The organism is Shewanella frigidimarina NCIMB 400 (genome assembly GCF_000014705.1).
GTDB lineage: Bacteria > Pseudomonadota > Gammaproteobacteria > Enterobacterales > Shewanellaceae > Shewanella > Shewanella frigidimarina.
Map to the genome: position 1 here is coordinate 1,891,884 of NC_008345.1, position 23,949 is coordinate 1,915,832.

23 protein-coding genes are annotated in these 23,949 nt (G+C 40.7%); 12 read left to right on the forward strand and 11 right to left on the reverse strand.

Going from position 1 to position 23,949, the window contains the following annotated elements; all coding sequences use genetic code 11:
* The first annotated feature begins 3 nt into the window (after positions 1 to 3).
* The gene (locus SFRI_RS08170) at positions 4 to 312 is read left to right on the forward strand and encodes a hypothetical protein (RefSeq protein ID WP_011637055.1); all 309 of its coding nucleotides are present in this window, start codon (positions 4 to 6) and stop codon (positions 310 to 312) included.
* A gap of 24 nt (positions 313 to 336) precedes the next feature.
* The gene (locus tag SFRI_RS08175; RefSeq protein ID WP_011637056.1) at positions 337 to 798 is read left to right on the forward strand and encodes a GNAT family N-acetyltransferase; all 462 of its coding nucleotides are present in this window, start codon (positions 337 to 339) and stop codon (positions 796 to 798) included.
* 102 nt (positions 799 to 900) lie between these two features.
* Here the strand turns inward: SFRI_RS08175 and SFRI_RS08180 are convergent, their stop codons facing one another.
* The gene (locus SFRI_RS08180; protein ID WP_011637057.1) at positions 901 to 1,503 is read right to left on the reverse strand and encodes a VOC family protein; all 603 of its coding nucleotides are present in this window, start codon (positions 1,501 to 1,503) and stop codon (positions 901 to 903) included.
* Positions 1,504 to 1,554: 51 nt separating this feature from the next.
* Positions 1,555 to 2,058, reverse strand: a complete 504-nt coding sequence (locus SFRI_RS08185; protein ID WP_011637058.1) for a L,D-transpeptidase family protein — start codon at positions 2,056 to 2,058, stop codon at positions 1,555 to 1,557.
* A 166-nt stretch (positions 2,059 to 2,224) separates the two neighbouring features.
* On the opposite strand from SFRI_RS08185, the gene SFRI_RS08190 reads away from it, so the two are divergent.
* Together SFRI_RS08190 and SFRI_RS08195 are read left to right on the forward strand one after the other, a co-directional pair.
* A complete protein-coding gene (locus SFRI_RS08190; RefSeq protein ID WP_011637059.1) occupies positions 2,225 to 3,055 on the forward strand; it encodes an ion transporter in 831 nt (276 codons plus the stop codon).
* A gap of 60 nt (positions 3,056 to 3,115) precedes the next feature.
* Positions 3,116 to 4,681, forward strand: coding sequence for an MATE family efflux transporter (locus SFRI_RS08195; RefSeq protein WP_011637060.1), 1,566 nt, complete (start codon positions 3,116 to 3,118; stop codon positions 4,679 to 4,681).
* A gap of 203 nt (positions 4,682 to 4,884) precedes the next feature.
* Here SFRI_RS08195 and SFRI_RS08200 read toward each other — a convergent pair whose 3' ends face one another.
* From SFRI_RS08200 to SFRI_RS08215, 4 genes are all read right to left on the reverse strand, one after another.
* A complete protein-coding gene (locus tag SFRI_RS08200) occupies positions 4,885 to 5,082 on the reverse strand; it encodes a DUF2986 domain-containing protein (protein WP_011637061.1) in 198 nt (65 codons plus the stop codon).
* Positions 5,083 to 5,298: 216 nt separating this feature from the next.
* Positions 5,299 to 5,745, reverse strand: a complete 447-nt coding sequence (locus SFRI_RS08205) for a phospholipase D-like domain-containing protein (protein ID WP_011637062.1) — start codon at positions 5,743 to 5,745, stop codon at positions 5,299 to 5,301.
* 165 nt (positions 5,746 to 5,910) lie between these two features.
* Positions 5,911 to 6,267 carry a glutathione S-transferase N-terminal domain-containing protein gene (locus SFRI_RS08210; RefSeq protein WP_011637063.1) on the reverse strand — a complete coding sequence of 119 codons (357 nt, stop codon included), beginning with the start codon at positions 6,265 to 6,267 and terminating at the stop codon, positions 5,911 to 5,913.
* 120 nt (positions 6,268 to 6,387) lie between these two features.
* The gene (locus tag SFRI_RS08215) at positions 6,388 to 9,774 is read right to left on the reverse strand and encodes a DUF748 domain-containing protein (RefSeq protein ID WP_011637064.1); all 3,387 of its coding nucleotides are present in this window, start codon (positions 9,772 to 9,774) and stop codon (positions 6,388 to 6,390) included.
* A gap of 312 nt (positions 9,775 to 10,086) precedes the next feature.
* On the opposite strand from SFRI_RS08215, the gene SFRI_RS08220 reads away from it, so the two are divergent.
* The 4 genes from SFRI_RS08220 (at position 10,087) to SFRI_RS08235 (ending at position 11,959) form a co-directional block, all read left to right on the forward strand.
* Positions 10,087 to 10,482: a GNAT family N-acetyltransferase gene (locus SFRI_RS08220; RefSeq protein WP_011637065.1), complete on the forward strand. Its 396-nt coding sequence runs from the start codon at positions 10,087 to 10,089 to the stop codon at positions 10,480 to 10,482.
* Between the two features lie 146 nt (positions 10,483 to 10,628).
* Positions 10,629 to 11,330 (forward strand): DUF445 domain-containing protein, encoded by a 702-nt coding sequence (locus tag SFRI_RS08225; protein ID WP_011637066.1) that lies wholly within the window; start codon positions 10,629 to 10,631, stop codon positions 11,328 to 11,330.
* A 100-nt stretch (positions 11,331 to 11,430) separates the two neighbouring features.
* On the forward strand, positions 11,431 to 11,781 hold the full coding sequence (locus SFRI_RS08230; protein ID WP_011637067.1) for a VOC family protein: 351 nt from the start codon (positions 11,431 to 11,433) through the stop codon (positions 11,779 to 11,781).
* Positions 11,762 to 11,959 carry a DUF1289 domain-containing protein gene (locus SFRI_RS08235; protein WP_011637068.1) on the forward strand — a complete coding sequence of 66 codons (198 nt, stop codon included), beginning with the start codon at positions 11,762 to 11,764 and terminating at the stop codon, positions 11,957 to 11,959. The genes SFRI_RS08230 and SFRI_RS08235 overlap by 20 nt, the downstream gene beginning before the upstream one ends.
* Positions 11,960 to 12,004: 45 nt before the next feature.
* Here the strand turns inward: SFRI_RS08235 and SFRI_RS08240 are convergent, their stop codons facing one another.
* Positions 12,005 to 12,520: a GNAT family N-acetyltransferase gene (locus SFRI_RS08240; protein WP_011637069.1), complete on the reverse strand. Its 516-nt coding sequence runs from the start codon at positions 12,518 to 12,520 to the stop codon at positions 12,005 to 12,007.
* Between the two features lie 192 nt (positions 12,521 to 12,712).
* On the opposite strand from SFRI_RS08240, the gene SFRI_RS08245 reads away from it, so the two are divergent.
* A complete protein-coding gene (locus SFRI_RS08245; protein WP_011637070.1) occupies positions 12,713 to 13,465 on the forward strand; it encodes a TerC family protein in 753 nt (250 codons plus the stop codon).
* Between the two features lie 125 nt (positions 13,466 to 13,590).
* On the opposite strand, the gene asnB is transcribed toward SFRI_RS08245, so the two are convergent.
* Positions 13,591 to 15,255, reverse strand: coding sequence for an asparagine synthase B (asnB, locus tag SFRI_RS08250; RefSeq protein WP_011637071.1), 1,665 nt, complete (start codon positions 15,253 to 15,255; stop codon positions 13,591 to 13,593).
* A gap of 536 nt (positions 15,256 to 15,791) precedes the next feature.
* Between asnB and SFRI_RS08260 the strand changes: the two genes are divergently transcribed.
* A complete protein-coding gene (locus tag SFRI_RS08260) occupies positions 15,792 to 16,193 on the forward strand; it encodes an ACT domain-containing protein (RefSeq protein ID WP_011637072.1) in 402 nt (133 codons plus the stop codon).
* Positions 16,194 to 16,366: 173 nt separating this feature from the next.
* Here the strand turns inward: SFRI_RS08260 and SFRI_RS08265 are convergent, their stop codons facing one another.
* Positions 16,367 to 18,025, reverse strand: coding sequence for a M28 family metallopeptidase (locus SFRI_RS08265; protein ID WP_011637073.1), 1,659 nt, complete (start codon positions 18,023 to 18,025; stop codon positions 16,367 to 16,369).
* 158 nt (positions 18,026 to 18,183) lie between these two features.
* Positions 18,184 to 18,930, reverse strand: a complete 747-nt coding sequence (locus SFRI_RS08270) for an HAD-IIA family hydrolase (protein WP_011637074.1) — start codon at positions 18,928 to 18,930, stop codon at positions 18,184 to 18,186.
* A 638-nt stretch (positions 18,931 to 19,568) separates the two neighbouring features.
* Here SFRI_RS08270 and SFRI_RS08275 point away from each other — a divergent pair.
* Entirely contained in the window at positions 19,569 to 21,245 is a 1,677-nt protein-coding gene (locus SFRI_RS08275; RefSeq protein ID WP_011637075.1) for an AMP-binding protein, read from the forward strand.
* A gap of 430 nt (positions 21,246 to 21,675) precedes the next feature.
* Here the strand turns inward: SFRI_RS08275 and SFRI_RS08280 are convergent, their stop codons facing one another.
* Positions 21,676 to 22,050 (reverse strand): hypothetical protein, encoded by a 375-nt coding sequence (locus SFRI_RS08280; RefSeq protein ID WP_011637076.1) that lies wholly within the window; start codon positions 22,048 to 22,050, stop codon positions 21,676 to 21,678.
* Positions 22,051 to 22,654: 604 nt separating this feature from the next.
* On the opposite strand from SFRI_RS08280, the gene SFRI_RS08285 reads away from it, so the two are divergent.
* Positions 22,655 to 23,467: a hypothetical protein gene (locus SFRI_RS08285; RefSeq protein WP_011637077.1), complete on the forward strand. Its 813-nt coding sequence runs from the start codon at positions 22,655 to 22,657 to the stop codon at positions 23,465 to 23,467.
* Positions 23,468 to 23,949 lie beyond the last annotated feature (482 nt).

Here is a 23,949-nt window from a genome sequence, read left to right on the forward strand (position 1 = left end):
ATAATGATTGAAATCCAAATAGATAATGTTGTTGAATCAATGGAAACGGAAAAAAATAACCGACTACGTGCTGATTTAGATAAACTGAGACCCAAACCATACACTTGGTTAATCCAATGGTTGATGTGTTTGGCGACTATTGGCGCTATTTTATATATTGCAAAAGTAGACTTACTCGTAGAACAAAACTTTGTGTGGTCGCTACTGTTATTTGTCGTTATTGGTTTTAGTCATAGGGATGATTATTTAGCTCATCAGCGCATCGATTTGGTCATTAAGCTACTTGATAACAATGCATTTCATAAGCGGTAATAGTTCTACAGGAAGCCTTTGTACATGGATATTATGATTGATGATTTACAGGGCTCTGGCGTGATTGAGTTACTGCAAGCACATTTGGCTGATATGTATGCAACGTCGCCACCAGAGAGTGTTCATGCATTAGATATTGAAGCCTTAAAACACCCATCAATTACTTTTTGGTGTGCCAAGCAAGCTGACATAGTACTAGGGTGCGTAGCGATAAAACAACTAACGCCAACCCATGGCGAAATAAAATCTATGCGAACGGCTGCGACGGCAAGAAACCAAGGTGTAGCGTCGACATTGTTGTTGCACATATTGGACGTCGCTAAGTCTCGTGGTTATCAGCGGTTGAGCTTGGAGACGGGGTCTATGGACTTTTTTGCTTCAGCAAGGCGTTTATATGAACGACATCAATTTGATTACTGCGGCCCATTTTCGGATTATGAGCTAGATCCTAATAGCTTGTTTATGACGCGATTAATTGAACGTTAAGCATTAAAACGCGCTACAAAGCAAAAAAGCAGACATAGGTTTGATACTGGCGAAGCCTTATACCATTCCTATGTTTGTACGATGTGATATTGAATTACCCGTTTAGCCGATTTGTTCACTCTCAACAATCTTTTGAATATCGTGCGGGTGTACTTTAACGCAAATGCCATTGGCCTTAAACGCGATAGTTGGGTTAGCAAGGCGCTCTTTATCGCCTTTTGGCGAACTTTGTTTAACCTTAATATCATTGTTTTCGTCACTACCTGCAATAGCATTACTTGCAATAGTATTACCCGCAATAACATCAGCGAGTCGTGGCACTTTTTCGATAAGCTCTGCGACTAGTTCATCACAGGTTTGTGCCTGCGATGGAAACACTAATTCGATATGTTCCCAACCTTCAATCGGATAGGCTTTGTCAGATGGAAAGGGTAGCTCAACACACTGAATTTTCATCTTACCGATAACTAATGGCGCGGCTAATTTAATGATTAAAATCGGCCGACCGTTGATGATGTTATTAGAGATGATTTTGCCGTGCTGACAAAATTCATCGACGAGTAACTGCGCCGTTTGATTATCGTTCACCCGCAAAGCAGCATGATCACAATCCAATGCTAAGTTCTCTAAACCTAATCGATGAATAAACGCGCTAATGCGCTGGCTAAAGTCTGCCCAAGTATGTTGTAGATGTTGGTAATTCATTTAATAACCCAAGAAACAAAGCAAAAATGGTATGGTTGAGATTGAATGAGCTTATGGCCATATTTCAATCGGTGTACCAGCATCAATCATTTGCCACAATTCATCCATTTCTTTATTGGTGACGGCAATACATCCATTGGTCCAGTTGTACTTTTGTGCTTCTTCTGGCGGTAAAGTTGAACGAGGGTTTTCACCGTGGATCATAATCATGCCACCGGCTCTAATGCCTAATGCATCAGCTCGTAATTTATCTTCTTCATTGGGATAAGAGATATGAATCGATTTATAAAATGCACTATCAGATTTTTTATAATCTAATACATAACGACCTTGCGGAGTACGTTGATCACCTTCTTTAAGCTTATGACCACTTGGCACATCGCCCATGGCAATAAGGTAACTTTTAACCACTCTTCCATCACGCATGACAGATAAGCGAGATTCAGATTTATTGACAACAACTAAATCTACTTTTGCTGTTGTTTGGCTTGAAGAAGCAACCGCCAATGACGGGCTGAAAATTAAGGCAATAAATAATATGTACAACGCGCGCATGAAATCTCCGTAAACCAATGACCTTTTTAATTTTTATTGTAAAATGACTCTATTTCGAATGTTAAAACTCGACAGTCAATGTTAGATTTTAACGACAACAAGGGTTAATTGATATTAGTTAACCGAGTTTATTTGCAATTTATTGCCCGAGACAGTGAATAATAAGATGAATATCGAAGAAAAAGCCGACAGTCCACTAAAACAGCAACTTAGAAGTGTGATTTTTGGTACCGAAACCCCAGCCGGAAAACGTTTCGATATCACCCTTATGGTGTGTATTGTATTGAGTGTGATATTGATTTTTATCGATACCATTGAGCATATTAACTCGCGGTATGGCGACTATATTAGTATTGCAGAATGGACCTTTACTGTATTCTTTACCGTTGAGTACATATTAAGGCTCTATTGCTCCCTGAATCGGTTACACTATGCACGCAGCTTTTTTGGTGTAGTGGATTTAGTGTCCATTTTACCCAGTTATTTAGGGTTGATTTTCCCAGGTGCCAATGTCGCGCTAGCGCTAAGAGTACTGCGTTTATTCCGTGTATTTAGAGTGTTAAAGCTGCTGCGCTATCTCAGTGATGGCAACTTATTGATTAAAGCAATGATGCAGTCGAGCCGTAAAGTGTTTATATTTTTCTTTTCGGTCAGCTTGATTATCATGGTGTTAAGTGTGGTTATGTATGTGGTCGAAGGGCCTAATAATGGCTTTACTTCCATTCCTAAGTCGATGTATTGGACCGTGGTGACTATTACCACCGTTGGTTACGGAGATATTACGCCGCAAACCCCATTGGGCCAGGGAATTGCAGCGCTCACTATGTTGATTGGTTATTCGATTATTGCAATCCCAACCGGTATTTTAACTGCTGAAATTTCACATGAAATGGTCAGAACCCGTGATTTACGTAAATGCAGTAATTGTGGTAAAAAAGGCCACGATAACGATGCCGAATATTGTAATCATTGTGGTAGCGAGCTTGAAAAACTCTAGGGCAACGGCCCTTAAACCTGAGTGAGGTTTGCTTTTTACTATTGACAATCAAGGATACTAATGACCGCCGCTAAATTTGTTGAGGGTTCTATTTTACGCCATATTTTGGTGATGAGCTCTACTGCTGCAGTGGGTATTTCGGCGCTGTTTGTGGTCGACTTACTCGATATTTTCTTTTTAAGTCTGCTTGGTGAAATAGAGCTTGCCGCTGCAGCTGGTTATGCCAGTACAATTTCATTTTTTACCACATCAATAGGTATTGGTTTATCCATTGCTCTTGGGGCTTTGGTGTCAAAAGCCGTGGGTTCTAAGAACATAAAGTTAGCTAAGAGATTGTTTTTAAACAGTGCCATAGTGACCTTAATTACCAGTGTGCTGGTGGCCGCAGTTGTCATCGCGTTTATTCCAGAATTGTTAGCGTTAGTGGGGGCAACTGGGCGCACTGCGGAATTGGCTGAAAGCTACTTGTATATTCTGGTGCCATCTTTACCGTTTATTTGTTTAGCAATGGCGCTTGGCGGCGCACTGCGCGCTGTGGGTGATGCCAAACTATCGATGATGTCGACGCTAGCCGGTGGTGGTGTCAATGCCATACTCGATCCTATCTTCATTTTCTCCTTATCAATGGGCATTGAAGGGGCGGCGGCCGCATCAGTACTTGCTCGTATAGCCGTGTTCATTATTTCTGCCCGCGGTGTGGTAGTAAAACATAAATTATTAGGTCGCTTTTCGTTTGATGAGTTTAAGCAAGATTTAGGGGTTATTTTTTCAATTGCCGCGCCTGCAATGTTAACCAATGTGGCAACCCCAATTGGTAATGCGGTGGTAACCCGTGCCATAGCAGATTTTGGTGATAGTTATGTGGCTGGCTGGGCGGTATTAGGGCGTTTAATCCCAGTATCGTTCGGGATGATTTTTGCACTATCTGGCGCTGTTGGGCCGATTGTGGGTCAAAACTTTGGAGCCAATGAAATTGAGCGTGTCCGATTGAGTTTAACCAAAGCGATTCAATTTTGTGTCGCTTATGTGTTGATGATGTCTCTTGGGCTGTATCTGTTACGAAATGTCATTATTAGTAGTTTTGATATGAAAGGCGATGCGGCAGAACTTATTTTGTTTTTCTGTCAGTACATCGCGGTGTTCTTTATCTTTTCGGGCATTTTGTTTATTGCTAACGCCTCATTTAATAATTTAGGTAAAGCCAAATACTCGACCTTTTTTAATGTGGGTAAAGCAACCATAGGCACCATACCATTTGTGTATTTTGGCGCGCAGTGGGGCGGTGTATTTGGAGTATTAATTGGTCAGGTGATTGGGGCAATTATATTTGGTGTGATAGGTATTTTATGTGCATATCGATTAGTCGATAAAATTAGCCGCCAAGGCATGCTAACGGCGGGTGCCAACCAACAACTGCTAGAAGACGATGCCATCAACATTGATATGGTGGCTGCTCCTTCACCTATGCCTGGGCGCACTCAGATGGCCCAATTAGATGAAGAGCCGCTGTGTAAACAATTAGCTCAACAAGATAACGCCGATACAGACGATATTGAAAAAGTGGGTGCTAATAACACGAGTACCGATAAAACCGCTAGTGACAAAAGCACCGAAAAAACCAATTGATCTGCTGGATGCTCTTTAGATTTAATTCTGTGTAGATGTGATTGAGTGCAGATCTAATTGGATTTAGATTGGGATCTAGGCGGGATGCTCTGGTCGATATTTAATCTCTGGCTAATGCCCTAAGAGCAGACAATAAAAAGCCCCAATTTGTGGCCTTGGCCAAGAGTAGGGGCTTTTTGATGCTGACACCTTGTAAATGGGTGTTAGTCTTTGTCTGTTTCTGTGCTGGCTTCTGTGGCAACCGTTTGTTCAGCCGCTTCTGCTAATGCAATTTTCTCACGTTCAGCTTTAGAGATATAACGCTCTACAGGCTTGTTACTTGGGTTAGCTGGCACCACTTTATTTTGGCGAGCCTTGGCACGTTTGGCCAATTTTTTGATCATCTCTTGCTTTCTATTCATCTGATTTCTTACTTTGTAAACGACAAACTATTAATATCATTCTAGACGATAAACGGCTTATCGGAGCGTGATGACGCTGGTCTTGGAGCCTACGGCAACATCACGAGAAAATTTGGATGCTAATTTTAGCTTAATTGCTTAGCTGGATATAGTGTTTTATCCGTCGGCGACAATAATTAACCTATTAAGTCAGTTAAAGCCGCATCGGCTTGGCAATTAGGCGCCGAATTTTTTCATATCTTCAGCGGTAGCACCATCGTTACATTCGCCACGAATTTCACCGCGCTCAGTTTCAACATAACGACTTAATTCAATAAAACCGGCTTTACAATAACCATTCATTTCGATGGTTTTTCTAAGGCCAAGATCAATTTGTTGATGCCATAATTCTAGGCGATTCTCTGCGTTACGTTGTTCAATTTGATAACTCTGGGCATCTTGTTTACTGCGAATTCTTCTTTCATGCGGGGCATCACCAGGAATGCTGCGATCAAGGGCAGTAGCTAATTTGGCTTTATAAACAAATAATTTAATCCCATTGCCTTTAATTTGAGTACTGAATGCATCGCGAAACTGCCCCGCAAAGTCCATAGGATCAGGTTCGCTTGCGCTACAGGCGCTAAGCAGTATGAGACTGCAGATGATTAAGCTAATTTTTGACACTCATAACCTCATTCGTTTTGATGTTAAATGAAACGTGAATAAATGCTGCAAAATATTGTCATGACCTTTATTGATACAAGCATGGCCCGATTTGAAAATATCTATGCAGCAATATGTTAGCCACAGTGTTGAAAGAAACTGTGGCTACATGACATAACCAGTGCTTTATGCGAAACGTTCGTTGAGGTAGCTGGTAATGGCTTTTGATTCATATAACCACTGGGTGTTGCCGTCTTGCTCAATACGCAAACAAGGCACTTGTAGCTTGCCACCTTGGCTTACTAACACGCTTTTGTTGTCATCTTGTTTGGCGTCGACTAAGTTAATGGTTAAATTTTGGCGACGAATATCACGACGAACTTTGACACAAAAAGGGCAGGCGGCGTATTGATACAATGCCAATGATTGAGTTTGTTGATCGACAATAGCTTGTTGATCTTGCGGACGTTGGCGCTTTTTAGGAGCAAACACAAAATTTAACAACAAAATAATTCGACCTAAAATCCAGCGAACGATAAACATAGATAACCTCAATCTTAACAATATTAATGATACGTCATGATTGCAAACGCTTGTTATTACTCGTTTGCAATGTATGCGCAGTCTACCCGATGTCGATAGCGGTTAACAGCCACAGACAGGTTATTTTACTTGTAACTCCAGCAATGCTTCAGCGGCATCTTCTGCTGTGTTGATACGGCTTTCAAGCACAAATATTTTTCCTGGATCAATCTCTGTTTGAGCAATGAGATAGGCTTTAACCGCCTTAGCACGCTTTTGAGCTAAAAGGCCAAATTCATCTGCAGTAAACTGTTGGTGATTTTTAAGCATATTGTACAAGCCAATGTGCCAGCGCGTAATGAGCTCTGCTTCAGTCAGTTTTGGTTTTTTCTGCTGTAACTTTTGTTTTATGTCTAATGGGTCCTGCGATAACTCTTGCTCAACCAATTGATACAATGCATCTGCTAACGGCCCCGTAGCAGGGTATTTACTGGCAGATATACTCTTTGGGAAATCTTTGAACTTTATCCCAGCAGTGTTAGCCAGTTGTTTATGCAGTTTGGTTTCAGCTAACGCTTGTTTATCGTTAATTAAGTCAACACTGCCTTTAATATTCAGATTAAGTAGCGGCCTGTCTATTAACGCTTTAGCCAGTTTATCTAAAGTACTTTTTTGTTTAAGTGAGATGTTGCTACGTCCATACTCAAAACTGATTTTATCTATTTGTTCATCACTGTCCACAAGGCCAGCTAAGAATGAAAATGGTGAGGTAACCGCTTTGGTTATGATATTGCCTAATGCATTAATGATGATGCTACCAAAACTAAAGCTAGGAGAATCAATGTCTCCAGACACATCAACGCCTAAATCAATTACGCCATGTCGGTCTTGCAATAATGCTATCGCTAATGTCACAGGTAGGCTGGTTGCTAAACTACTGTTACTGCGTTTACCTAGCTCGAGTTGATCAATCACTACATGATTACTGCCAACTAATTCATTGTTTTTGAGCTGGTAGGTTAGGTCCAATGACAGTTGGCCTTTATCAATATAGTAACCAGCATAAGTGCCTGAATAAGGGTTAACCGAGGTGAGCTCTACTTTGTCAAAGTTCAAGTTAAGGTCAAGGTAAGGTTGTGCTAATAACGGGTTAACATCACCTTTTAATGTCACCGGAGCGTATTTGTCTATTTTGCCGGCTAAATCCACTGATGCGGTGGTTTCTGGGTTTGATGATAAGTTGGTGATTTGACCATTAAGCATTTCAATGCCCGAAGCAAAATTGGGCGTTAACGAATTGTCTGCAAAGAAGGCCGAGCTGTCTGTAAAGCCAATCTTATTAATGTTGAGCTTCATTTGCGGTGCATCGACGGATTGCTGATTACCTGCCGATAAGGTCGCTTGGTCAGCTTTACTTGGACTAACAGCAGCTTTATCTGTCTCAACACTAGCAGTGGTTTGTTTTATGTCTGCAGGAGTGTTGATTAACTCGCTAATATTGGTGCTGCGGTCGGGTGAGATAATCAGGCGACTAAACAGCTTATCAACGTTTATTTCATCAATATCAATGTTAGCTTGTTGGCGATCAAACGATAACTGGTTGATGTCCATAGTTTGCCATGTCAGCAAAGGTTGTTTTAACACGTTATCGTTAATGTGTAATTGGCTGATGTTTGCGCTGCCAGAGTAGGTTAGCGTGTCTTTAGCGTCTGCATGCAAAATGCCCTTAGTGGAAAACATGCCATCTTCAATAGTGATATTGATGTAAGGAGCAATATAAGGTTGTAAGCGTGACAACAACATATTACTAAAGTCGATTTCAGCATTCACCGTTTGCGCTAATGCATCTACTTGTCCTGTTGATGTTAATAAGCTTTGTTGATTGATTCCAGCCGAAAATTGATAATCAATCGGGCTGGATAGATCTGATTTTATTACCCCTGTAGTGAAGTCAATTGGGCCGATTTGCCAAAGAATAATCTTATCACTGGCAATGCCTTCACCCAGTTTAACTTGATACTGCGCGATACTGATTTTGTCTAGTGTGACTAACCAAGGAGAGTCAGCCTCGATGGAGTCTGCCGCTATTGCTGTATTTTGTTGAGTAATTTGTGAGCCTGACTCAGCCGTCGCTTCTTTTGTAGCATCTTGTGTCGCTGATGGTGGTGATTGCTGCGCTAATAGTGGCTCTGCATCTGTATCTGTTTTTTCAGTTGCATCGCTAGCTGCTTTTGTTTTGAGCTCAGTGGTGACTTTTTTCACTGTCTCGATGGCTTTATCAGTAATGGTATCAGCCACATCTGTGCTGTCAGCTTTTGGATCATCTGAGTTAGCAGTCTCTGAATCTGTCGTGTCTATAATAGCAGATTCGGTAGTCGTTGAGGCTGTAGAAGATAAATCTGAGGTATCTACGGTAGTTGTTAACTCAGTGTCTTTAGGCAGCAATAAAGCAACCAAATCAGCACCAGTAGGAGTGATATTGAGTTTGATATTACCTTTTTCGGTTTGGAACTCACCAATGCTAACGCGCTTTTTGTGGCTATCTAGGTCGATGTTGTTTAACGCTAGTACATCAATGGCGATTTTTTCATCTTGCTGATGTAGCGCTTTAAAATGATTAATCACTATTTGTGCTTTGGTGACATTGATATGGCTTATTGGTGCTAAGTTTTTGTCTTGTAAAGTCACAGCATACTGTCCGTTTAGGCTCAGCGTGCCTTCAGCTAAGTTAATCGCAAACAGTTGATCAACAAAAGACCAGTAACGCGATAAATCAATCCCAGTCAGCTTAACATCGCCTTTTATTGCCAGTGGCGCTAATTGGAATTGTCCTTGCAGTGCGACCGAGCCTTTGAATTGATCTTCTATGCGTAAGTTATAACGATTTACTTGGTCTTGCTTGTCGTTTAATGCGCTACTCAAGCTATTGAATTGTGCCAATGACACATTGATATTGGGATAATTAATGTGGGTATCTGTGACGTTGTCGTCTAGGGTAAACACGCCTTGTTGGATTTGAATGTTAGCAATGTTTATCGCCGGTATAATAGTCGGTTCAGTACTGGTTGGCGCTGGCTGGGTATTTTGGCTTAGGCGGGTAATAATGTCACTGAAGTTAAATACAAAGTGTTGATTTGCTGTTTCAGATCGCGCCACTCTAAATGTGGGTTGTTGTAGACGGATATCTTCAATCACTACCGCCCAAGATGTGATCGATTGCCATAATTGAATGTTGCCATAGGCCGTGGCGAATGATGCAAAGGTTTTCGGGCTATCAAGCTCATTGATCGCAAAACCCGATACCGTTAGTTCTAACGTAAATGGGTTGATACTAATGTCTTGTAGGGTAACGTTTCTGCCTAATTGCTCGGTTAATATCGTTGGTGCTTGTTGTTTGGCAATATATGGAATTAATCCGCCAAGAACAGCACAACCCAATAGATAAACAGTAAATCCATAAAGGGCTAACTTTAGAATACGAGAGCGCGGTGTAACCGCTGAGCGCAATTGCGCGAAAAACGAGTTCATATGAGGTAATCTTGATACAAAACAGTGGCAACAGCTGGCTATTTTACCAAAGAAACAATCGTAACGGATGATTATTTTGTTTGTGAAATAGATTAATTTACATTTATGTTTATTGATGTTAGCTTTAAATTTAAGCTTATGTAATTAATAGATTTTCTATTTATCTTCTTTATATCGGTTAATTTTGTTTTATGCGTTAAATACTTATAGTGACATATTGTTTTTAACCTGGTGGCTCGATGCCATCACTCAATAGGCATAATACTTGCGATATTCATACGCGGTATTTAATTCTATTTTCAAGGATGAGAAATGCAAATACGTCTAGCTTCGAGCGTCGATTTAGAACCATTGAGCCTGCTATTTGATCTATATCGGCAGCAATTACAACAACCCTCAGATTTTCCCGCGTGTCATCATTTTTTGAAGCACCGCTTGGCCGAAAATGATTCGATGATTTTTGTCTCCATCAGAGACGATGAAATGGTGGGTTTTATTCAATTGTACCCGTCGTTTTCTTCATTGCGCCTTGCTCCCGTGTGGTATTTGGAAGATGTGTTTGTAAAACCTCAATATCAGCAGCAGGATGTTGTTAGCCAAATGTACCAAAAGGCCCAATTGTTGGCACAAAGTACTGGGGTATTATTGATTAACCACCATGATTCTCAAGTACCTATCGAACCTGAATCCTTAAGTTGTACGGCGTAAATTGATCCGTATTATTTGTTTGCCATTATCCATGGTAATCAAGCCTGCGCTGAGATGAACGATGAATTATGTAGACCTCAGTTATTTCTGATAAAATAGCTGAGGTTTTTTATTATTTTTTCATCATAGATGTTAAGGAAAAGAGATTGAATAAGAGCGTATTAACCAACCTTATCGCGGCTATCTTCATGCTGGTTGGGTATGTGTTACAACAACAAATCGTCATGACAATAGGGTTATTTGCGTTGTCGGGTGCATTAACCAACTGGTTAGCAATCCATATGTTGTTTGAAAAAGTCCCCGGTTTATATGGTTCCGGTGTGGTTCCATCACGATTTGAAGAGTTTAAAGCGGGCATTAAACATTTAATGATGCAGCAATTTTTTACTCAAGAGAATATCGATCGCTTTTTGACAACCAGCAGCGCCAGCAGTATTGATTTAACCCCTGTGATTGAAAAGATTGATTTAGCGCCATCATTTGATGCATTAGTGTCGACTATCGAAAAGTCATCGTTTGGTGGCATGTTAGCGATGTTTGGTGGTACCGAGGCGTTGATCCCACTGAAAGAGCCGTTTATTGAAAAAATGAAACTGTCGTTAGTTGAACTGGCTCAAAGTGAAGAGTTCAATGCTATTTTAGTCAATGAGCTTGAAAAGCCGGATGTCATCGCAGACATGCAAGCTAAAGTGGCCAATATTGTGGAACAGCGTTTAAATGAACTTACGCCAGAATTAGTGAAACAAATCATTCAAGATATGATTAAAACCCATCTGGGTTGGTTAGTTGTGTGGGGTGGCGTGTTCGGTGGTATTATTGGTGCCGTAGCGGCATTGCTGCAGCAATAACGTTAATCTACAATCTTATTATTTTTGTGGCACTGTCAGCCATATAATACTGTCAGCCATATAATACTGTCAGCCAAATAACAGAGTAACAGAGGTGAGTATGAGTCAACATCATAGTATTAATTATTTAGAAATACCCGTGAAAGACCTCATCGCAACCAAAGCCTTTTTTACTCAGGTTTTCGGTTGGCAGTTTCAAGACTATGGTCCTCAATACAGTTGTTTTTTGCAGGTCGGAATTGATGGTGGTTTTTATCAAGCAGACTCTCAATTCACCTTAGCAAATGGCAGCCCGTTAATTGTGCTTTACAGCCAAGATTTGGCCGCCACAGAAGCTAAAATCATTCAGGCTGGTGGACTCATCACCAAAGCCGTATTCAGTTTTCCTGGCGGTAGGCGTTTCCATTTTAGCGACGTCAATGGTAACGAATATGCCGTCTGGTCAGAATAACGACAATCAAATTGCCTCACCTTGTGTGAGGCAATGTTGTTTAGACCAGCGTGATATCTGCTTAGGCTGTCATCGTTCGCTCGATGAGATTTTGGCTTGGCATACTATGGACCAACAACAAAAAAGTGCGTTGCTAGAAACATTACAACAACGCGCTATTGCACGTAAAAAACGCTAGTAGGGCGCTAATCTATAATTGTTGATCACTACATATCGTATTGAGCTACACCGCTGTTGGGTTAGTTCTGGGTTCGGTATCTGTTCTAAATAAGCTAAACCCGCGAGCTTGATAGTTTTGTAAAGCGCTTGGATGATCTAACGAGCAAGTATGCACCCAAACTCGGCGGGTGTTAGGTAGCGACCACGCTTGTTCAATGGCTTGAGTCAGTAAATAGCCACCAAAGCCTTTACCGATAAAGCGCTCTCCTAAACCAAAATACATAATCTCGACAGTTGCATCATCTTGCTGCTGTAATTCAAAGTAACCCGCTGGTGCACCGTCTTTATAGGCCACAAATAAATGCAAGTTATCCGCTTCGCTGTATTCCTGCCATTGACTATCGGACAACGCTAATTTGTCTGTCCACTCCCAGGCTGCACCCACAAATTGATATAAAAAACGATTGAATTGATATTGTTTTATTTTCACTTCAACCACGGTTAAGCCGTTGGCATCGTGCTTAGGTTTTAATTGACTGCGGTCGGTCATCTCAAGATTAAAAATGCTGATGTCTGTCATGGTATCTCAATATAAATAAAGTTTATTTCTTAAAACTAACTTTTAAAATCATTCATAGCAAATTTAAAATAAATGCTCAGAAAAAATATATTTTCACAAAACAAATGTTGTCTATTGTGGTTGATTTTTGGCTAATGTAGATTCTCTGCGAGAGTAACCTATGGCAATGTAATTCAATTATAGAGGTAGTATATGTTCGAATGGATAGCAGATCCGCAAGCATGGGTGGCACTTTTAACCCTGATAGCACTCGAGATTGTACTCGGTATTGATAATATTATTTTTATCTCGATTGTGGTTGGAAAGTTACCTGTTCATCAAAGAGATAAAGCAAGACTCATTGGGATAGGTTTAGCGATGGTAGCTAGATTAGGTCTACTATTAAGTTTATTTTGGATCATGGGGCTCGTAGAGCCTATTTTTACCTTGCTAGATAATGCTATTTCAGGCCGTGATTTGATTTTAATTTTTGGCGGTTTATTTTTATTAGCCAAATCAACTCATGAAATTCATACGAGCTTTGATATTCCGACCGAATCAACTCATGGTGTTGCACAAGTTGGCTTTTACTCAGTGTTAATTCAGATCGCGATTCTCGATATTGTATTTTCATTAGATTCAGTCATTACTGCTGTTGGCTTGGTTGATAATATATCGATAATGGTTATTGCTATCGTTTTATCTGTCATTGTGATGTTGTTTGCCGCCAAACCAATCAGTATATTTGTTGAAGAAAATCCGACGATTAAAATGCTCGCATTGTCATTTTTATTGTTAATTGGATTCACTTTAGTTGCTGAGGGTCTCGATTTCCATGTACCAAAAGGGTACATCTATTTTGCAATGGCATTCTCGTTAACGGTGGAACTTATCAACATAAAAATCAAGAAGAGAAAAGAAACTGGCACTATTCATCTCAATAAAAAAATGTCAGAAAATGACTAATTATATATGAACTTTTTTAAGTCGTAATTTTTTAAAATAAAAAGCACACCATTAATTGGTGTGCTTTTCTGTTAATGCCATCAGTTCTTGAAATGCGTTACATTTTTAGAACAGAACACGTAAATCTAATATGCGCTAGCGTGAACATTTTTAACTGCGCGGCCCGATGGGTCGTTAAGTCCTTGTAAACTTGCATCCCACAATAGTGCTTCAGGGGTTGAACAAGCAACGGTTTTTCCACCTGGCACTGTTTCAGCGGCACTGGCTAATGGGAAAAACTCTTCAAAGAAGCTGCGGTAGAAATAGGCTTCTTTCGACTCTGGCGTGTTGTATGGGAAACGGAATTTTGCGTTAGCAAATTGCACGTCATCTACGTTTTCTGCCGCATGGGCTTTTAAGCCATCAATCCACGAGTAACCTACGCCGTCACTGAACTGCTCTTTTTGGCGCCATACCACTTCTTTTGGTAATTTGTGCTCAAACGCTTGACGTAAAATGTGCTTCTCGATACGACCATCTTTAGACATCTTCGCTTCAGGGTTGATGCGCATTGCTACGTCAATAAACTCTTTATCTAAGAAAGGAACACGTGCTTCAAGTCCCCATGCTGCCATGGCTTTGTTGGCACGCAAGCAATCAAATAAATGCAGCTTATCAAGTTTACGCACTAATTCTTCATGGAACGCTTGGGCGTTAGGCGCTTTATGGAAATACAGATAACCACCAAATAGTTCGTCAGCACCTTCGCCAGACAACACCATTTTAATGCCCATGGCTTTAATTTTACGTGCCATTAAATACATTGGCGTAGCGGCACGAATAGTGGTTACGTCGTAAGTTTCTAAGTGATAAATCACTTCTTTAATCGCATCTAAGCCTTCTTGGAAGGTATACACAATAGGGTGATGAATTGTACCAATAGCATCTGCCACTTTTTGCGCCGCGACCAAATCAGGAGACTCAGCTAACCCTACTGCAAATGAATGCAGTTGTGGCCACCATGCGCCTGTTTCGCCGTCGTTTTCAATACGGTGTTTTGCATATGTTTGAGTAATGGCAGAAATCACTGATGAATCTAGGCCACCAGACAATAATACTCCGTAAGGAACATCAGACATTAACTGGCGTTTTACCGCTGCTTCTAATGCTTCACGTAATTCTTCAATGCTAGCTGGGTTATCTTTAACGGCATCAAAATCACGCCAGTCACGGTGATAATACTGGGTTGGTTTACCGTCGGCAGAATATAAATACTGTCCTGGGTAAAACTCTGCAACCGTTTTACACACGGGCATGAGAGCTTTCATTTCAGAGGCAACGTAGAAGTTACCAGACGAATCTAGACCAGTATAAAGTGGGATAATGCCCATGTGGTCGCGACCGATTAAGTAAGTGCCTTTGGCTTTGTCATACAGTACGAATGCGAAGATACCGTTCAGTTTGTCTAAAAAGTCACAACCGTATTCTTGGTACAATGACAAGATCACTTCGCAATCTGAGTTAGTTTGATACTGGTATTTGTCACCTAGCTGAGCTTTTAACTGCTTGTGGTTATAAATTTCACCGTTTACGGCTAATACTATGTTGCCATCAAGGCTGATAAGCGGTTGCGCTCCGTGGTCAACGTCAACAATCGATAAACGTTCATGCGCTAAAATGGCTTTGTCATCTGCATATATGCCAGACCAATCTGGGCCGCGGTGACGCAGTAGTTTTGACATTTCTAACGCCACTTGGCGAAGTTTGCTTGCATCAGTTTTGATGTCTAAAATTGAAAATATTGAACACATAATACGGCTCCAGCTGCGTTGGCTAATCTTTATCTGGTTCCTACTTTGCCAGCATTTTCGTTAACTGCCAAGCCTGTTTTTTGAGATAACATCATAAATATGGCTATTATAATGATTTTATCTCTTTTAAATATCTTTTTGTTTGAGCAATGTTTTGTGAAATCATTGTTTCGTTGAGGTATCTTCATTTTTATCGCGATTATGGCTATTTTTTTTAAGATTTCATAATCAAATACCACTAAAAGCCATAATTGCACTAATGCTGTGCGCTTGATGTTTATTTGAACAAAAGTGGGGCTTAATGGACATTTTACGACGTTAACATCGCCATAATAGCGCCTGCGTGACATGTTGATGCGCGGTAATGGGGCTTTTATTCACTCGGTGATAGCCAGCCAATCAATGCCTAACTTGTTAAGTGTTTTAATACTCGATAGGGTTATCTTGGTCACTCCTGTTAGTGACTTATATTGGTCACTTAGAAGATCGTGATTAATAAAATCACTTTATAACGAAAACATATTTAAGGAAAAAGTATGGTAGGTGAAACAAATTTAACGGCACTACTCGCATCGATGTCACCGGTATTGTTAGATGACGAATACGTTTTTTGCTCAGTGCCGGGCGGCCAATATGGTGATTATCAAAGCTTATCGCCAATTGCGACCTTTCGCGAATCTGAAGGGTTGACGTTAGTATTAACCAAAACGGCAGCTATAGAGGGCGGCTTGTCTTTTGAATCAGTATTTAAAGGCATTACCTTAACGGTGCACTCTAGTCTTGATGCCGTTGGTTTAACGGCCGCCGTAGCCAATAAGCTCACCGAAAAAGGCATAAGCGCCAATGTTATTGCCGCTTATTATCATGACCATATTTTTGTGCAAACAGAAAAGGCGGCTTTAGCCATCGAAGCGCTAAATGAATTTAGTAAAGTGTAAGTCACGTTTATCTAGAGGCTTAGCTTAGAGGCTAATGACACAAAGCTTGATGAGACAAAGATTAATGACACAGATGCTAATAGCCAGTACTAGCCAAATACCAATAAAAAAAGCCCATCAAATACATGATGGGCCAATCCTTGCTTGGGGGGAAGGAATAGGGTGGTGCGGTACTAATCTGCAGGACGTAATTGATTAAATTCAGAACCGGCAAAGTATCCTGGCCAATCTTGATTATTACCTAACTCAGCAGCGGCTTGGTAGTACACGCCTAAATCTTGTAATGAACCGGATAAATCCCATTCAGGACGATAATGATCGCAAACGTTATGGTAACAGCCCTTCATTTTGACCAACATTGCCGTTTTGTATTGTGCGGTAGCTTCATCAAGTGGTTCGTTACCACCACCGGCAAATACTGCTGGCACGCCTAATTTAGCAAAGCTGAAGTGGTCTGAACGGAAAAAACCGCCCGATGCAGGGTTTAGCTCGCCTTGGCTGGTGCGATTTTGTTTAGCGACAGCGCGGTCTAAATAGTTTTCTAACTCAGACTGGCCTTTACCGACAATCGTGTAATCTTTGGTTTTGCCATAAATATTAGTGCTGTCGAGGTTAAATACTGCCACGGTTTTATCAATTGGATAAATTGGGTTAGCGGCATAATAACGTGAACCTAATAAGCCTTGTTCTTCACCAGTAGTAGCAATAAAGGTTAATGAACGGGCTAAGCCATGCCCTTGTTTAGCTTGCTGGGCAAACTGACGGGCAATTTCTAAAATACCGGCGGTACCAGTGGCATTATCTAACGCGCCATTATAAATTTGGTCGCCGTCTTTAGTGTCATCTGTACCGATATGATCCCAATGGGCAGTAAATAAAATCTGCTCATCAGCTTGTTTGCTGCCAGCTAATGTTGCAACCACATTATAACTGTCGGCATATTCGGCTTTATTGGCAAATTCAATGCTGGCTGTTTGGGCCAAATCGACATTGAGTGAATTGGTTGCGGCGCGATCCATTAATGACGTTAATGACAGGCCCGCTTTATCGAATAAGGCTGTAGCACTGTCTAAGGTTAACCAACCTTCAACTTGGACCCGCTGATCTTGTTCTGCTTTGCTTTGAACTAAATCTTGTTGAGCACCAGTCCAGCTGTTTTCAACTACCGACCAAGGGTAAGAGGCCGGTTCTGTATCATGAATGATAATTGCGCCTAACGCGCCTTGGCGACTGGCTTCTTCAAACTTATAGCTCCAACGACCATAGTAAGTCATCGCCTTACCATTGAACTTGGCACCTTCAGGATGTGCAAAGCCTGGATCGTTGACCAAAATGATGGCAATTTTGCCTTTCATGTTGAGGTCTTGGTAATCATTCCAGCCATATTCAGGTGCATTAATACCGTAACCAACAAACACTAATGGCGCATCTTTAATACTCACTTGATTGCTATCGTGACGACTGCCTAACACGATATCTTGGCGATACTGTAAATCCATCCCAGCTAAAGTAACTTGTTGTTGCTCGCTTGCGGTGTAGCTCACCATTGGAACCGGTTGCAAAAAACTTCCTTTATAAGCGCCTTTAAGCCCCATTTGGGTGAAGGCGGCAGACAAATATTCTAGGGTAAGCTTTTCGCCTTGGGTTGTCGGCGCGCGACCTTCAAATTTATCTGACGATAATGTTTCGATATCAGTTCTAAAGCGTTGTTCATCAAAGGTTACCGCAGTCACTTTAGCCGGAATAATATCGTCGGTTGCAGTGTGTTTAGCATCATCGCCGTTACATGCTGACAGTAAGGCAATGGCGCAAAAAGGAAACAATCGTTTCATGCTATATCCTGTTATTGTTATTCGTTTTTATTTCAGACAAGCATAATGAAGCAAGCCAGTGCTTGAAAACAAGTTCACTGGCTTGGAATTGTGTTACCTAATGTAAATTGTGTCTTGGATGCCCAGCTTATTAACTGGCGGACATTAACTGGTGCAAATTAAACGACGTCGATATCACCAGCGCAGGCAAACACGTGATTTGGTCTGAAAGGTTCTTTGTCTATATCACTCATTTGGCTCACACCAGTTGTCACTAGAATCGTTTCCAGGCCCGCTTGGAAGCCAGCCAGAATATCGGTGCGCATGTTATCGCCGATAATCACGGTGTTTTCAGAATGACCCTGAATATGATTCAACGCAGAGCGAATAATCCACGAGCTAGGCTTACCCACATAAAATGGCATCTTACCTGTAATACGCTCAATGGCTGCACATAATGCGCCACATGCTGGGCTAAATGCCGGGCCGTGGGTGTCTGGGTTGGTTGCAATAAAGCGTGCGCCGCCAGCAACAAAACGAGATGCTTTATGGATCATGTCCCAGTTGTAAGAGCGGGTTTCACCCACAATGACAAAGTCTGGGTTAATATCAGTTATGGTAAAACCTGCGTTGTAAAGCTCGTGAGTCAGTGCACCTTCGCCAATCACATAAGCTTTATTCCCTGTTTGGTGTTTCAGAAAGTCTGCTGTAGCCATGGCTGAGGTATAAAAGCAGGTTTCTGGTACATTAATACCTGCAGCGCCGAGTCGATTTTGTAAGTCTTTACCAGTTTGAACGGGATAATTAGTGAGGATAACCAGCGGATTGCCTTGTTCAAGTACGCGGTGAATAAACTTGTCGCTTCCTGGGATTAGCTTGTTGTCATGCAGTAGCACACCATCAATATCGCAAATAATATTTTTCATTCAGTCATTTCTTCCTTCAAATACAACCTGCTTACATCTAATGCTAATTCAATTCAGAAAACAACGATTAAATATAAAAAATGCCTGTTGGGTGATTGATTTACTCTTTGTGAGTGAGGGGATATTGGTTGCTTATTACTGTTTGGGGAGTAGGGGATATTGATTATAGCGTTTGTTGTTGTCGATATGGTCTGCGGCCACTAACGTCGTGGCGCATCACACACACCAAAACAACAGGAAACCAACGGCTGTCGCCTGTTTATTTTTTATAAATGAATAGGCCCAGCCCGCAACATTTTCTTTAATGACTTAAACACAGATACGAAAAATCGCCATGGGGATTTATCCTGCTTTTTAGTTCATTTGTCTGACTGACGAAGCTTACTTTAATAACAAGCCCTGATACACGCATGTGCCACAGTAGAAACGGTCATGATAGTGCAGTAGCTAAATGCTTTTTTCATGGATGAAGAAAGATAGAGTTAGGCGGAAAAGCGATAAAAGTAGGGACGAGTCACACTCCGAGAGATTAACTACTGCTAACCCCCTAGAACAGTCGTTAATTCATTGAATTCAAGCTATTATTTTTATACTAATTAGGTGAGTTAATTTACAATAATGATGTTTAAACAACATTAATGATGGCTATAATGACAAATGATAAACCGTGGCTAACACAATATCCTGAGGATGTGCCCACAAAAATAGATTCAAGTATGTATAACAATATCAATGATTTGTTTAAAGAGTCTTTTAATGCGCATGCTAAAAAAGCAGCATATATTAATATGGGACATAGCTTATCCTATCAAGATCTCGAAAGTAAAAGTAACGCTTTTGCTGCTTATCTGCAATCTGAACTAAAAATGAAAAAAGGCGAACGAATCGCCTTGATGATGCCTAATTTATTGCAATATCCGATCACTATTTTAGGTGCATTAAAAGCAGGACTCATTATTGTCAATGTTAATCCACTTTATACCCCTCGAGAATTAAAACACCAATTACGAGACTCAGGGGCCAGTGCTATTGTTGCCGTAACAAATTTTGGTAATAACCTTCAGCAAATACTGCATGAGACTAACATTAAGCATGTTATGTTAACCAAAATCGGAGATGAGTTAGCGATGCATAAGCGCACATTGGTTAACTTTCTTATCAAACATGTCAAAAAAATAGTGCCTAAATATCATATTCCCGACGCTATTTCATTGCGTAGAGCATTAACCGAAGGCAAGAAACTTCCCTTTATTGATCCCCAAATAACAGTAGATGATTTAGCATATCTCCAATATACAGGTGGAACGACGGGGCCTGCGAAAGGGGCAATGCTGACTCATAGTAATATTATTTCTAATGTTCTACAGGTTCATGCGCATTTTAGCCCAAGAACCTTATATGATAAGGAATATGCCGTAACCCCACTTCCGCTTTATCATATTTTTGCCAACTCAGTGAGTATGATGTTTATGCTCTTTCTCGGTGCAACAAATTTACTCATTACCAATCCAAGAGATATAGATGGTTTCGTAGCAGATTTAAGTAAATATCCATTCACAATGGTTTTTGGTTTAAATACTCTTTTTAATGGCCTAAACAATCATGCTGGTTTTCAAAAATTAGATTTTAGTCACGCTCGTTTTACTATTGCAGGTGGAATGCCGACGCAGAAACATATTGCTGATCGTTGGCAACAACTTACTGGAATGCCTGTCATAGAAGGTTATGGCTTAACTGAATGTTCCCCAGTAGTCGCTGCAGGTACTCATCAACAACAATCATTTATTTCTTCAATTGGTGTCCCTTTACCCAGCACTGAACTACGTATCGTTAATGATGAAAATGAACCTTTAGGTCCTAACCAAATTGGTGAAATTCAAATTAGAGGCCCCCAAGTGATGAAAGGCTATTGGCAACAAGAAGCCGAAACCAATACTGTAATGCATGCAGGAGGGTGGTTAAGTTCTGGCGATATAGGAAGAATGGATGACGATGGAATTTTTTATATTGAAGACCGTAAAAAAGATATGATTCTAGTGTCGGGATTTAATGTTTTTCCAACTGAAATTGAAGAAGTTGCAACCCTTCATCCTCACATCATCGAAGCTGCGGCCATTGGCATTCCCGATGACGCCACAGGAGAAAAAGTTAAATTATTTATTGTACGCAAAGGTAATGTGACCGTTGGCGAAATAAAAAAACATTGTAGAAAATATCTTACCGGTTATAAAAACCCAAGGATAATCGAATTTAGAGATGAATTACCAAAATCAAATGTTGGCAAGATCTTACGTCGAGAATTGCGAGATTCATAGGCGTTATTAATGATGTCCTAAGGATAACTAACATATATGGATAGATATGAGGCGCAGCCGAACAAATCCGACGAAACCTCATTCACATGCTGACTGAGGTTCCCGTCAACGGCCATTTCAGCAATTTGGTGCGAGAAAGGCCATGTGAGCATCATGCATTCTTGTATAAAGAGTTTTCAACGGCCTCAAGTTCAGAGTTGAATCACACCTTTTGAAAGTAAAATCTTTAAGTTATTTATGCCTCAAAGCTTGTTTAGGTTATGGCCTGCGGCCACTAACGTCGTGGCGCTTCACCCACACCAGAGCAAGAGGAAATCAACGGCTATTCCCTCTTTACTCTTTATAAGAATTAGCCCAGCCGCCCCGCAACATTTTCGCTCTTTACAAAATAACAGCTGCGAAAAGGTCGCCATGGGGATTAATTCAACTTTTAACTTCGTTTGCAGCCTGCTTCGGCCACCTCTTTATAGTAAAGAATGAAAATGCTAACGCTTCCGATGGTACATCCTGTACCGCGAAAGTTAAGCTCACCATCCATGGCCAGCTCACGTATTCTTTTATAAAGAGTCTTCAACGTGCTCAAGTCCAGAGTTGAATCACACCATTTCCAAGTCAAGAAAACTAACTCGTTTTTGCCCCAAAATTTGTTTGGGCTATGGCCTACGGCCACTAACGTCGTGGTGCTTCGCCCACACCAGACCAAGAGGAAACCAACGGCTGTTCCCTCTTGGATCACCCAGCCGCCCCGCAACATTTTCAAACAGCGAAAAGGTCGCCATGGGGTAGATCCAGCTTTTAACTTCATTTGAATCCTGCTTCGCCCTTATTCGAAAATGCTAACGCTTCCGATAGGCCATCCCTGGCCAACGAAAGCTAGCCTGACGTCCTGTCAGGCTCACGCTATTTTCTTCAACGGCCTCAATTTTAATGTTGAATCGGTCCATTTCCAAGTCAAGAAAACTAACTGGTTTTTGACCCAAAGTTACTTAGAACCAAAGCTCTATTTAATAATGCTTACCTTCGTTTTCCATACAAAATTTAATTGATATTGCTCTTTTACCGATGCCATTCTTACTGCCTAGGTTGCATAATCTACTGAACTGGTTTTATATGCAGGTATAATGAGATTTGGCTTAATTTAAATCAAACAACTCATTAAGCCAGCCTAAAGTCGTAACGTAGGTTTAATTAGAAAACTATAATTGATTGATAATGTTGAAAATAAATTTAATCGCATATTTTTTTAACGACATTAACGCGCAAGCTCGTTTTGTTTTAGGATGTTGAGAGTATTTTATCGCTTTACATCAAAGACATAGAGAATGTAGGATGATATAAATCAATAACTTGAACAGCCGGCTTTATCGGGCGAGCCGTTCAATAAGCTGTTATACGTTTAGGGAGGTTTGGTGAACGGAATCTGTGCTTTATGCCATAAATCGGAAAAACTAATAGATAGCCATTTTATGCCTAAAGCTGTTTACCGAACTATTAGTAAGGGGTTCCCTGAATACGGAGAGAACATCGTTTGGATTTCAGGGCATGAAAAATCTGCAGCATACACCTCAAAGCAAGCAAAAAAACACTTACTTTGCGCCAATTGTGAAGCTGCCTTTTCTAAAAATGGTGAAGATAAAGTTCTCCCTTTTATGGCTAAACCTAATGGTTTTAAATTGGCGACAAAGATAAAAAAGTTTAAAAAGCTATCGGGTGTAAAAGATGAGGTTTGGTATTTCCCCTCTAGTGATGACTGCGCTTTAGGTTTTTTGTATTTTGCTGTTAGCATTGCTTGGAGGTTATCATCTACGGATTGGAGCAATTATGGGATGCCTGAGACAAAAAACTCAATACGTGATGAGAGTATGTTGTCTTTCTCTAAATTTTTACTTGGAGAAACAAAACTTCCGAGTAATACATTTTTAGCCGTATACGTAGACAATCAAAAAGTTGATATACCTTCAATGGGATTTCCAACCGTTAAAAATCACACTGGTTATCAGCATATTGTGTTTAATATTCCAGGATTAAAATTTAGTTTGTTAGCTGGTAACGATCCTGGAGCAGGAATTCTTGAAACGTTTTCGCCTAATAAAACGAATGTATATTTCGTAAGTCGAAGTTTAAAAACACACCCAGATTATAATTTTGTTGCTGATTTCCTAAAAACTAAAGCTGTAGCTAAAGGGCGATTAGCAAAAGAGTTCAGTGCAAAAAACGTATAACAAGTTACTCAAACGGGCGTTACACATAGACATTTTAACCTGAAACTCACGAATTAGAATTAATGTTCTAACTCGGAAATGTCCAAAAACGAGCTAGTTACTGCTTGAAAATATCTAAATTCAACTCTGAACTTGAGGCCGTTGAAGAAAATAGCGTGAGCCTGACAGGACGTCAGGCTAGCTTTCGAGGTACAGGATGTACCACCGAAAGCGTTAGCATTTTCGAATAAGGCCGAAGAACACCAAAACGAAGTCAAAAGCTTGATTCAACCACGTCGCGAAATTATCGCTTTTCAGATAATTTTGATGTGGCGGCTGGGAGTTTCAAGAGGGAACAGCCGTTGGTTTCCTCTTGGTCTGGTGTGGGCGACGCGCCACGACGTTAGTGGCCGTAGGCCATAAATACATAAAGGCCATAAGTACAAAACAAAAAAACACCTGGATCCCGGCTCAAAAGCATTACCGGGATGACGTGAGAGTTG